Raw genomic sequence first — 12741 nt, forward strand, 5'->3', positions numbered from 1 at the left:
TCGAATTTTATACATATGGGGGGCAGCAAGTCATGAATCGTCAAATCGCTATCATTGGGAGCAGCGGGGGCAATCTGTACAATCTCGGCGGCAAAGACCCGCGCAAGCTGCTGGATGAGATATTGATGCAGCTGGAGAGCGCAGGCCTGTCCTGCGGGGCGCTGCAGTTTATTGCTGCCCAGGTCTCCATGGATGCAGCCAAGGATACAACGCCCGCCGCGCTTTACAGCTGGAGCATTTCTCAAGGGGAGCCCATCGTTATTGCCGAGGGCACTCTTAAGCAGGTCAATCAGGCGGCTGAACGGCTGGACCGGGAGATTGCCGAGCAGATTGAACTCGGCGAGATTGACGGCATCATCGTTATGAGTGCCGACCCTGAGGGCAGTAACCGGCACGCCATTGAGGCTGCTGCCAAGTTCCGATTGCCAGTGACCGGTACTGGCGGAGCTTCCATGGCCATCATCCAAACCAAAGGCGCGCATGTCATCGCCGCTTCGGGTACCACCGGAACCACCAACCGAACCCGCGCGGTCACCTTTGTTACTTCCCTCAGCAAGCATTGGCGACTAACGTATCGGCCGGTCATCGGAAATGCAGCCGCGAACCTTCACGGAGCGTCCGGAAGCTCGTCGCCATGGCGGCGCATCAATATTCGGGGCATTATGATGGCATCCCTCCCCGGGTTTATCGGCATGGCCCTGATTCTCGCAGTCAGCAAAATCCCGGGGTTATCCTCGCTGACCGAAGTGTTTGATCTATTGATTAAGGCGCTGCCGGTCATCGTTGCTGTGATCGCTGCCAAACAGGTATCCGAACTGGACGAGGTATCCATCGTGGCAGGCATCGTGGCAGGTGTCCTCTCCGTCGAGGGGGGCATTATCGGAGGCATCATTGGCGGAATTGGCGCAGGTATCATCGTCCATTACATATTCCGTCAGTGCGTGGAGTGGCGTTTCCCCGCAACCACGGTCAACATTGTTGCAGGCGGTATATCGGGACTGATTGCCGGTCTGCTGGTTTACTTCCTCATTGCACCGATTGCGCTGAGTGCAGGGCAAGGCATCCGCTTCCTGATCGAAACGCTTGTCTCCTGGAGCCCGGCTATAGCCGGATTGATTGCAGGCCTGCTGATCTGGCCCGCGATCATTGGCGGCGTTTATCATGCGGCCATCCTGCCAATTGTACTGCTGGAGATGGAGACAACAAGCAACAGCTTCCTCGGCGCGGTGGATATGGTCGGTCTGGTGATGGTGTCCGCAGGAATCACGCTGGCCAACATTATCGCCCCGCGGGATAAGGGAGAAGCGGCCGTAGCGGCTCCCGGGTTTGCTATCAATATGGGTTTTGGCACCTTCGTTGAAGCCGCCTATCCCTTCATGTTTTCGAACAAACTCGTGTTTGCTGGAGCGATTGCTTCCGCAGGTCTTGGCGGCATGCTCGTCGGTTTATTCGGCGTTCGGGGAACCGCCTACGTGCCTTCCTTTATCGGTCCCATCACATCGAATAACACCATTGGCTTCCTGATCTCCATGGCAGCCAGCATGCTCTGCTCGTTCCTGATTACGTTCTTCGTAAACAAACTGTCCGGTTATCGGGATGCGAAAAACACCGTGAGCATGTAGGATATGGTCAGCTCCAATAAGCAGGATTTTAACTAACCAAATGTCCTGAAAAAGGGTTTATATTATAGATAGGCTCCTTGATTTGGATGCCTATACCCATTCGAAAAACGGAAGGAGGTTATGATGATCGTGAAATTCAGAAGAATATCGTTGTTCGCGCTGACAAGTGTCCTGCTGGCCGCTTCGCTAATCTGGAACAGCGAACAAGCAGCCGCTAACGATGCAGAGAACTATTCCGTGAAGGCAGCAGGCACCCCCATGACTAGCGTTCTTGTTCACAAAGGCAAAGCGTACGTTCCGCTCAAGTCCTTAGCCGATGCAATGGGGTATGAAATTTCCTATACGCTGAAGGAGGAGTTGGACAACTTTCATCAATATGACGTGAAGGCTGCGAACAGCCCCCCGGTATCGATATGGGGCAACGACAGATGGGGGTATACGATCGTTCGGCGGGCAACGCAAGAGATGAACGTGAACGATATCGACATTTATAAGCCGGCCAAGCTATGCCCCGAGGAATCGGACCATTGCAAGCTTGATGAGAGCAAGTATAACGGCCCTCTTTTTATCAAGAACACCCTCTACGTACCTGTCCGAGACATGGCCACAGCCTTAAATCTGAAGCTGACCATGAAGCAGACCCAGAAAGGGCGCATCATTCATCTGTCCCAGCGCTGAAGCTCCCATTTCCCCCTAACGAATACTTGAAAAAGCCAGGCAGAGTCACGAACTCCGCCTGGCTTTTATTCGGAATAGAGGCAATCCAATCCTTCAATTTTTCCATACTTCTCAATCCAGTCCTCTGATTTCAATGTCATCCGTGGACGTGATTTTCGAAATATCAAACTCTCTGAAAATATGGGTGCTCTGCTTCCCATTCATATCAAAATCCTGCTCTAGCTTCTTCACACGGTCCGGCGTCTTCAAATCCGCCCCATAATATTCAATGTGAAGGTCCGTCTCCCCCGGTACCGCCACCGAAGGCAGCCGCCGAATCAGCTCCAGCACCCGTTGCTTCTCTTGCGCCAGATTGTCTGCCGTCAGATCCGCGAATACGATTAAACTGATATTCTGACTGATATCCCCGTCGGTATTTACGAGTTGGTTATAATCACGCTCGATGGTGTCGATATCGGAGTTAACATAAGCATTCGCAAACGCCTGGTCCGGATAAAGTTCAGCCAGCAGTGGTTTCAGCCGGTCTCTCAGCTGCTGTCCCCAAAGCAGATTCAAATATGTATCATTCGATATGCTGGGAGGGCTGGCTTCATTGCTGCTAAGCGTGAATTCCAGCTCAGGCGACTGTACCGGATGGGCTCTCAGATTGTATGAGCCGATGGCCCAGGTATAGTCCACGTTCGTAACTTTAAAGGGTTCGTTGTACTTCTGTTCCAAATAGGACTCTGCCGCCTCCTGGACCTCTCGTTTCTCGGCGGCCGTCTTCATGAACGGAGCAGATCCCCAGGTATACCCCGCGTAGATGGACCCGGCGAACAGGGCAAGTCCAATCACCGTCCGCAAGACGATTTTCCAAGGAGAGGCGAGTTGGCGCTTCCGCTTCTCGTCGAACATCGGTTTCTTGGGTGATCGGTAGTTGAAATAAATAACCGGTATAATCAGACCTATAATATGTAGTCCAATAGCAAGCGGACCAATAATCAGGCCCAAAAATCCCAATGTCATGAAAAAAATAAACAAAGCCGCTCCCTGAAACGCCATAAGCAGCGTTCCGCCTATAATCATACCCGGCGTCCCGATATAAAACATCCCGAGCCCGGTGCATATCAGAGAGAGCAGCGTGGCAATCCACTGATGTTTCTTCAAGTTATCATCCGTCCTTCATGTAAATGGTTTGTCAATCATGCTCAATTTCCTGACACCTATTATAACCGCTGCGGAGCTTGGGAAAAGAAAAAATCTAAAAACCAAAACCCATTTCACCGTAGTGAAATGGGCTTTGGGTCAACCGAGGCATGTTTTCCGATCAAGCTCCAAACATGAGCCCTTACTCCTTCGGATGGATCATTTCTTCCGGACGAACGATCCGGTCAAAATCCTCTCCGCTTAACAGCCCGCTTGCCAGAGCCGCCTCGCGAAGCGTTGTCCCTTCTTTATGCGCTTTTTTTGCGATGGCCGCTGCATTCTCATATCCGATATGCGGATTCAGCGCTGTCACCAGCATCAGCGACCGCTCCATGTTCGTACGGAGAACGTCAAGGTTGGCTTCGATGCCGACCGCGCAATTCTGGTCGAATGAATCCATCGCATCCGACAGCAGGCGTACGGACTGCAAGAAGTTATAGATGATGACCGGTTTAAAGACGTTTAGCTCAAAATTACCCTGGCTTGCTGCAAAACCGATCGTGGCATCGTTGCCCATCACTTGGCAGACTACCATCGTCAGTGCCTCGCTCTGGGTTGGGTTCACTTTCCCCGGCATGATCGAGCTGCCCGGTTCGTTGGCAGGGATCGAGATCTCGCCAATCCCGGAACGGGGACCGCTTGCCAGCCAGCGAACGTCGTTGGCGATCTTCATCAGATCGGCAGCCAGCGCCTTCAGCGCCCCATGGGCAAATACAATCTCGTCATGACTGGTCAGCGAATGGAACTTGTTGCTGGCTGACGTGTAGCTTTTTCCAATTTGCATGCTGATTTCAGCAGCCGTCATTTCTCCGAATTTCGGATGTGCGTTAATGCCGGTGCCGACGGCAGTACCGCCAATAGCCAGCTCACGCAGCGGTTCTACGGCGGAAGCCAGCATCAATTCACACTTCTCGAGCATCCGGTGCCAGCCGCTGATTTCCTGTCCGAGGGTCAGCGGTGTGGCATCTTGAAGATGCGTGCGGCCGATTTTGATCAGGTCCTTATATTCATCGCTTTTCTTCTCGAGCGTTTTCTTCAAGCGGCGCAGCGCGGGCAGCACATGATCTTCCACGGCCACGACCGCGGCCATGTGCATCGCTGTCGGAAACGTATCGTTAGAGCTTTGGGATTTGTTGACGTCGTCGTTGGGATGAACGCGCAGGGCGCTGTCTTTTTGCTCAAGCAGCTGATTGGCCCGATTCGCAATGACTTCGTTCACGTTCATATTGGACTGCGTGCCGCTGCCGGTCTGCCAAACCACCAGCGGAAAGTGCTCATCCCACTTGCCGGCCACAATCTCATCGGCGGCGGTCGTAATGGCATCGACCTTGTCTGCTTCCAGCTTGCCGAGCTTGCCATTCACGATAGCCGCGCTTTTCTTCAATATCGCAAACGCCCGAATGATTTCCTTCGGCATCGTTTCGGTTCCAATCCGGAAATTCTCGGAACTGCGCTGTGTCTGCGCTGCCCATAGCTTATCCGCAGGCACTTTAACCTCACCCAGGGTATCCTTCTCAATACGATAATCCATCCCAACTTCCTCCTTTGGCTTCCTTGAATTTAAGCGCTTATTATTCCATCTCCCCTATTATGACATAGACTTGCCCAAGAAAAAAACAGACCGGATGAACAGCTGCGACTTCCATACATACAGCCTTGATTCGGCTGCTTTCCAGGCTCGCTTGCTTGCCGTCACTTCACACGGAACAATGGCAGGTGCCTCACGATTCGCTATGCTTCTTCAATCAAGCTAACGGGACTACTGCCGCTTCACAACAGCCACTGGAACCAGCGAGCATGCCCGTCCGTCCGCGCGACCGTAAACTCGCTTCGCACGCCCCTGAGGATATAATCCGCATGAAGATCGCCATCCTGCATATTGTTGTAGACATGGACGATATCGCGGACGCTTCCGATTTCATTCAAGTGATGCAGCAGCTTTTGCTTGGATGCCTCCGGGATCTGATTGGCCACATGCGTATGAAATACGCAAATGACGGCCTCCTCCGGGATGCTCTTCACGATATCGGGAAGCAGTTCGGTCCCGTCCCCTTCCCGGAACTGTATCCCGGACTGCTGCTTCAATACCTCCGCCGCATGCTCCAGCATGGATACCCTGTCGTGATTCCCCGGCCAGATTAAAGACCGCAGCCACAAAAAGTGCTCCGGATTCCGCACGTCATTCACATGCAGATCGATCCCCATCCGATAGACGACCGGGGGAATGGAAGCTGGCAGGAACGGCGTCCGACCTCCTCTGATCTCCGATGTAATATGAACCTTCGACCGCGCTAGGCCGTAACGAACGGCATCTCCATAGGAGTAGCTGTACTGATCCCACAGCAGCTGCAATCCGGCACTGGTTCCAAGCTCCACCAAGGCAAGCGGCTTACGGACCTTATCATAGATCGAGCAGAACACCGGGTACAAATACGCACAGCGGCGGACTTCGTTCGTCTGTACCCGTTTACTCTCCAGGATCCTGATAATGGCTGCCTGATGCTTCAGCACAAATGAACGAAAATAGGGATAACAGGAGCTCATTTCCTTCGGATGCTCCACAAGACCGGGGTAATACGCCCTCAGATCCGGCCCCTCACCCTGCAGCAGCAAATATTGAACGGCGCCAAACAGCATATTGGGGACAGGCTGGCCTGCAGGAACAAACGCAGCGACTTGCAGCACCTCTTCATCATCGGCTATATGGCGAGCCAAGTACTCATAGAACACACTGGATCCCGGACATTCCCGTTCAGCAAAATGACGAAACACGTTCACCAACTCTTTCGAATCCACCCTACACCACACCCCTAACGTTGTAATTAACCCTTGATCCTGCTTAAGACTAATGTTACATCTTTCCAGAAGGCACGTGGATTCTGATCTTTTATCGGGCTTATAAGAAAAAAAGAAGGCAACAAAAAGAAGAACCGCCCTCCTGAAAGGTCGGTTCTTCTGCTGGCAAATTGCTATCGCTGTCTATATCGCCGGACGATCCAAACGGTACAAGCTCCGATACCGCGGATATCGCTCCATCAGCTCATCATGGGTACCCCGCATGACGATTTGACCGTCTTCCATGAAGAGGATCTCATCCATGCGCTCCACGCCGACCAGATGATGCGTCACCCAGATCAAGGTCCGGTCCTGCAGGCTGGCGAATATGGTGGACAGCAGTTCCCGCTCCGTTTTGGGATCCAGCCCGACCGTAGGCTCATCCAGAATGACAACGGGCGTTTTCTGCAGCAGGATTCGGGCCAAAGCCACGCGCTGGCGCTCTCCTCCGGAGAAACGCTGCCCGGCTTCCTGCATTCGGGTGCGAAGACCTTCCGGAAGGGAAGCCACCAACGGTTCTAGCCGTGCCAAAGCAACCGCGTCCCGTATTTCCGCTCCCGTGGCATCCGGCTGTCCGAGCCGGATGTTGTTTGCCAGCGTCGTATCGAACAAATGCGGACTCTGGTTCAACACCGAAATAACGGAAGATATCTCATCGCCAAACCGTACTGAATCCACTCCGTCTAAAGTCAGGCTGCCCCCTGAGGGTGCCAGCACACCCTGAATCAGCTGCAGCAGGGTGGATTTGCCTGCACCTGAACGCCCTATAATGGCCACCTTTGCCCCGGGAGGAATATCCAGGGATACATCCGTTAACGTAGCCCCTTCCCCATTCATACCGGATCGTTCCAGCCCGGATTTGCCGCCTGCCGCCTGATCATAACGGAAGCTGACGCCATCCGCCTTCACATGGACACCGCTGCTTATGACAGATTCGATCTCTCCCTTATTGAGCTGTTGACCCCGCTTCCGCTTCCCTTCAGATGTTTCTGCGCTTTCTATCGCCTGAAGCCTTGCGACCGATTGGCCGTACTGCGGAATCCGCTCCACGGCTTCGGATACCGGCAGGAATGCGTCCATTAACGGGAACACAACCAGAACGCAAGCCGCGATCAGCGTAACATCGATCGAGCCGTCCGCATACTGCCTTCCTGACCAATACACCATCGATACCACCGTCACGGCAACCACGCATTGGCCGATAAAAGCCCGAAGACGCGACCAGCGCTTGAGAGAGCGATCGGTCCGGTCGACCTCCGCTTCATCCGCCTCATATCCGGTCAGGAATTCCGTCTGCCGGCCGCTGACATACCATTCATGAATGCCCAGTACCGCGTCGGTCAGCTTCTGGTAGAGGTTGCTTCGGGCCTGCTTCATTTCCCGGTTCTTCCGCTTGGTGAGCAGCAGGGAAACGAGCGGCAGTACCAGAATCAGCACGGCTACATACAGCGCGAGCAGAAGAGCAAATGCCGGATCAAACAGGCCGACGGCCAGAATGACCACGGTGTATAACACAAGCGCAACAATCGATGGAAAGACCGTACGAATATAGACGTCCTGCAAATACTCGATATCCTCGGAGAGCACGCCCAGCAGATCCCCGGTGCGGTACCGGGAGGATAAACGGATGGCTTGCGGTTCCAGAATGCGGTACAGCCGCAGGCGCATCTGGGACAGGATGCGAAGAATCGTGTCATGCCCCACCAGGCGCTCCACGTAATGGATGACCGCGCGTCCGATGCCGAAGGTCCGAACCCCTACGGTCGGCACGTATACCATCAGGATATTTTCCGGTCTTAGGGCAGACTTGGAGATCAAATACCCGGATGTGAACATCAGCATCCCGGCGAACAGGATCGTGAGCACGCCAAGCATCACAATGAGCAGAAAGCGCCAGAAGTTTGCTGTTACGTAAGGCCGAAACCACGATTCCTGCTTCATTGTACTCCCTCCATCTGCGATGTAATCAACCCATAATAGACGCCTTGCCGAGCGATAAGCTCATCATGGGTTCCCGTTTCCGCCACCCGCCCCTGATGCAGAACGATGATGTAATCCATATCCTGCATCCAGTGCAGTCTGTGCGTCGCGAAGAATACCCACTTATCTTGAAAAAGGGAAAGCATCCTCTCCTTCAGCTCGTATTCCGTCTCGATATCCAAATGGGCCGTCGGCTCATCCAGCAGCAGAACCCGCCGGCCCCCGAGCAGCGCTCTGGCCAAGGCTACACGCTGTGCCTGACCGCCGCTTAAAGTGCGCCCGCCGCCGCCGATCATCTCTGCGAGTCCGCCAGGCAAGCTCTTCACCAGATCCGACAGACCCGCCGCTTCTACCGCTGCCTCGACTTGCGCTGTGGTCGCCTCCGGCGCATAAAAGCGAACATTATCCGCCAGGCTAGCACCGAATAAATACGGCTGCTGCGGCATATAGGTGACCTCGGTCCGCCACGCCCGCCGGTTCCAGTCCTCCAGCTTCACGCCGTTTAGCTCCATCACGCCGGATGTAGGCGCCATGAATCCACCCAATAGCTCGATGAGCGTGGATTTGCCGGCCCCGCTCTCCCCGACGATGCCGATCTTGCGTTGACCCGGTATCCGGAAGCTGACATCCTCCAAGGAAGCCGGCCCCAACTCTTCGTGCCTGAGGCCGATTCCGGACAGCTCCAGCACGCTGTGGTGATCCCATTGGAATGGCGGCTGCGGTCTGCGGCTGGAATTAGAGAAATTATTTTGAATTTTAAATGTTAAGCCCGTTGAGGTCCGTTCCATCGTTCCTGCCGCCAGGGTTTCAAGCGCTCCAGTTGGCCCGAATGGACCCGCTCCATTGACCGAACCCTCCGCAGCAACAGAACCCGGGATTCCACCCAAATGCCCCTTTCGGGCCTCCCGAATCATGGATTGCATCGCTTCCCCTGCCTGCTTGCCGTCCAGCGTGGCATGAAAGTCCGCCCCGACCATGCGCACCGGCAGGAAATACTCCGGTGCTAGGATCAGGATGAGCAGCGCGGGCAGCAGCTCCAGGCTGCCGTTAATGAGGCGCAAGCCCAGGTTTACTGCAACAGATGCCACGGACAGCATCGTAAAGAAATCCAGTGCGAAGGACGACAGAAACGCCACGCGCAGCGTCCGCATGGTAGCTGCACGATATCCCTCGCTGACCTGCTGTATGCTCTCACTGTGCTTGCGGCTCTGTCCCAGAAACTTCAGGGTAGTGAGACCTCTAAGCGAATCTACAAAATGATTGGACAGCATTCGGTAGGAATCCAGCTGCCGCTCGGTCTGCTTTCTCGCGGCAAGCCCCACGAGGATGAGGAAGACGATCAGGATCGGCATGGTCACCAGCAGAATAATGCCCGATATCCGGTCCGTCATGAACACGTACAGCCATACCAGAGCCGGGGTAATGCCCGCCCCCATCATCCGCGGTATGGTCAGCTCCGCGTATTTGCGGAACTTGCCGATGCCCTCCAGCACAAGCGTAACCACATTGCCCGTTCCTTCCGACCGGACAAAGGACGGTCCGTACCGAAACAGCTCATCCAGCAGCTGCTTCCTCAGGCTCGTGCCCGTCTCCTCCGCAAAGCGCTGTGCGATTCCTTGCTGCACAGCCGAGATCCCGTGGCGTGCCAGAAATGCAAGCAGGAACAAGGCAATGGTCTCCCCCTGCTCCTGCAGCGTTGATCCCGCAAACAGGGCGGATACGGCTCCCGCCAGCCATTTGGCTTGCAGAAGGATGGCCATGCTCTGTGCCAGGGTACATACGGCGACAAGGAAGAATACCGTCTTGGCGCCTTTGTATCCCAGCAGATCTTTTCCCATCAGTACTCCAAATGCTCCTTCTCATGTACCCGTTTGTGGAAAACGAAGTAACTCCAAATTTGATAGCCCAAAACAAACGGCAGCAGCGATACGGCCACAATCGTCATAATCTTGAGGGAATACGGTCCGGAGGCCGCATTATAAATAGTCAGGTCAAATGCGGAATTGATGGAACTGACCATCACGCGCGGGAACAAGCCCACGAACACGGACGTTACCAGCAGGGCGATAACCGCCCCGGTCATCCCGAAAGCCCAGCCGTCCCGCTTGATGTTCATGAAATATCCGCCCAGCAGGAATGCGAGCAAAGCCAGCACCAGCAGCACGGTTAACACCACGCCACGCTTCTCGAAGATATCGGTCATGAAATACGTCATCACCCCGAATACCACGAACAGGGCCGCTACGGGAAGCAGGAGTCTCCGGGCCATACGGCGCGCCCGTTCCTGAAGATCCCCCATCGTGCGCAGTGTTGTAAACATCAAGCCATGCAGCAGGCAGAGCATCACCATCGTCAGTCCGCCAACCACAGTATAGCCATTCACAACATCAAACAATCCGGCATGCAGCTGCATCTCCTCGTTAATGGGGAGCCCCTGAATCAGGCAGGCAAAAACAACGCCGAGCAGGAATGGCGGAAGCACGCTGCCGGTGAAGATCGCACCGTCCCACACCCGTTTCCAGCGAACATCGCCCACCTTGCCGCGGAATTCAAAGGCCACCCCGCGTCCGATCAAGGCCAGCAGAAGAAAGACAAGCGGAATGTAGAAGCCGCTGAACAGCGTCGCATACCAGTTCGGGAAAGCGGCGAACATGGCGCCGCCCGCCGTCAGCAGCCAGACCTCGTTGGCGTCCCAGAACGGGCCGATCGAGTTGATCAGCACCCGGCGCTGGGTATCATTTTTGGCCAGCAGCTGCGTGGACATCCCGACCCCGAAGTCGAAGCCCTCCAAGAAGAAGAACCCGATAAACAATACGGCAACGAGCACAAACCACAGTTCGTTAAGAGACAGCATTGTAGCCCTCCTTATTAAACGGATCGCTTGCGTGGTGGTCCTCTTCCTCCGCCGCATACGGTCCTTTCTTAATGACTTTGATAAATAGATACGCCATAACGGCTGCCAGCACCGCATAAATGGCAGTAAACATGATCAGCGAGAATAAGATCGAGCCTGCGCTGACGTTCGGTGAAACACTGTTCTCCGTGGTAATCAGTCCGAATACCGTCCAAGGCTGGCGTCCGATCTCCGTCATAATCCATCCCGACGTATTGGCGATGAACGGCAGCGAAATGCCCAGCAGCATCAGTCTGAGGAACCACTTGCCGGCCTTCTCGACCTTTTTGCGCAGCATCAGCCACGCTCCGTACAATCCCAGCAGAATCATGACGCTGCCGGCGGCCACCATAATCCGGAAGCTCCAGAATGTTGTGCGCACGGGAGGGATATAATCTCCAGGACCATATTGCTGTTCGTACTGCGCCTGCAGCTCCTTCATCCCGATGACTTCACCGGAAAACTTGCTGTAGGACAAAAAGCTGAGCAAATACGGGATTTTAAACTCCATCGTGTTCTCCTGCTTATCCGGATCGATGGCCGCAATGACCGTCCAAGGCGCTGGATCATCGCTCGTTTCCCACAGGCTCTCCGCAGCGGCCATCTTCATCGGCTGCGTATCCACCAGATACTGCGCCTGCTGGTGGCCGAATACCGCAACCAGAATGGAGGTGATGAGCCCAATCATGATGGCGATGTGAAATGATTTCTTAAAGAAATCTAAATCCTGCTTCTTCATCAGCTTGTAGGCACTCACACCTGCAACGAGGAACGCCCCGGTTGCCAGTGCCCCGAAGATCGTGTGCGGGAACTCCACCAACAGCTGACCGTTTGTAATCAGTGCCAAAAAATCATTCATCTCCGCCCGCCCATTATTCATCTCGAATCCGACGGGACGCTGCATGAACGAATTCGCTGCCAGAATCCAGAATGCGGACATCAGGGTGCCGAAGGACACCAGCCAGATACTAAGCAGATGGACTTTCTTCGATAACCGGTCCCAGCCGAATATCCACAGCCCGATAAACGTCGACTCGAGGAAAAACGCCAGCAACGCTTCAATGGCAAGCGGTGCGCCAAATACGTCGCCGACAAACCTTGAGTAATCCGACCAGTTCATGCCGAACTGGAATTCCTGCAGAATCCCTGTCACAACCCCGACCGCAAAGTTAATCAGGAACAGCTTTCCCCAGAACTTGGCCATTTTCTTGTAGACTTCCTGACCTTTAACAACATACATCGTCTCCATGATGGCAATCAGAAACGCCAATCCGATGGACAACGGTACGAAAATAAAGTGAAAAATGGTTGTCGATGCGAATTGAATTCGCGCCAGCATAACCGGATCCATATCAGATACCCCTTCCTTTAGCTCACGTGATCACTTCAAATTTGATTCTTTTTGTATTGTCGCAGACCACGCCCTAAAGGATTGTGATAAACATCACAATATCAGGATAGAAACCGGGGCAAAAAGTTATAAATTTGTGACGAAAATCACTAAGTGAACTGCGATTTTGTGCTCATCGAGGAATATGGAACGGTTCG

Annotated in this window: 9 protein-coding genes; 2 read left to right on the forward strand and 7 right to left on the reverse strand. The window is 54.2% G+C overall.

The genetic code is table 11. From position 1 onward, the window contains the following. The first annotated feature begins 32 nt into the window (after positions 1 to 32). Positions 33 to 1622, forward strand: a complete 1590-nt coding sequence (locus tag AC0VZ8_RS32005) for a PTS sugar transporter (protein ID WP_194540007.1) — start codon at positions 33 to 35, stop codon at positions 1620 to 1622. 123 nt (positions 1623 to 1745) lie between these two features. After that, on the forward strand, positions 1746 to 2300 hold the full coding sequence (locus tag AC0VZ8_RS32010; RefSeq protein ID WP_233355145.1) for a hypothetical protein: 555 nt from the start codon (positions 1746 to 1748) through the stop codon (positions 2298 to 2300). 111 nt (positions 2301 to 2411) lie between these two features. Here the strand turns inward: AC0VZ8_RS32010 and AC0VZ8_RS32015 are convergent, their stop codons facing one another. The 7 genes from AC0VZ8_RS32015 to AC0VZ8_RS32045 form a co-directional block, all read right to left on the reverse strand. Then, entirely contained in the window at positions 2412 to 3446 is a 1035-nt protein-coding gene (locus AC0VZ8_RS32015) for a hypothetical protein (RefSeq protein WP_475485478.1), read from the reverse strand. A gap of 181 nt (positions 3447 to 3627) precedes the next feature. Beyond that, positions 3628 to 5016 carry a class II fumarate hydratase gene (fumC, locus tag AC0VZ8_RS32020; RefSeq protein WP_194540010.1) on the reverse strand — a complete coding sequence of 463 codons (1389 nt, stop codon included), beginning with the start codon at positions 5014 to 5016 and terminating at the stop codon, positions 3628 to 3630. A gap of 239 nt (positions 5017 to 5255) precedes the next feature. Continuing rightward, positions 5256 to 6281, reverse strand: a complete 1026-nt coding sequence (locus AC0VZ8_RS32025) for a DUF2332 domain-containing protein (protein WP_475485479.1) — start codon at positions 6279 to 6281, stop codon at positions 5256 to 5258. A 183-nt stretch (positions 6282 to 6464) separates the two neighbouring features. Then, a complete protein-coding gene (cydC, locus tag AC0VZ8_RS32030; RefSeq protein WP_475485480.1) occupies positions 6465 to 8261 on the reverse strand; it encodes a thiol reductant ABC exporter subunit CydC in 1797 nt (598 codons plus the stop codon). After that, positions 8258 to 10138 (reverse strand): ABC transporter ATP-binding protein/permease, encoded by a 1881-nt coding sequence (locus tag AC0VZ8_RS32035; RefSeq protein ID WP_475485481.1) that lies wholly within the window; start codon positions 10136 to 10138, stop codon positions 8258 to 8260. Before AC0VZ8_RS32035 ends, cydC begins: the two co-directional genes overlap by 4 nt. Beyond that, entirely contained in the window at positions 10138 to 11154 is a 1017-nt protein-coding gene (cydB, locus tag AC0VZ8_RS32040; protein WP_475485482.1) for a cytochrome d ubiquinol oxidase subunit II, read from the reverse strand. The genes AC0VZ8_RS32035 and cydB overlap by 1 nt, the downstream gene beginning before the upstream one ends. Beyond that, positions 11141 to 12544, reverse strand: coding sequence for a cytochrome ubiquinol oxidase subunit I (locus AC0VZ8_RS32045; protein ID WP_475485483.1), 1404 nt, complete (start codon positions 12542 to 12544; stop codon positions 11141 to 11143). Before AC0VZ8_RS32045 ends, cydB begins: the two co-directional genes overlap by 14 nt. Between the last annotated feature and the right edge of the window lie 197 nt (positions 12545 to 12741).

The organism is Paenibacillus sp. QJM3NY_38 (assembly GCF_056173265.1).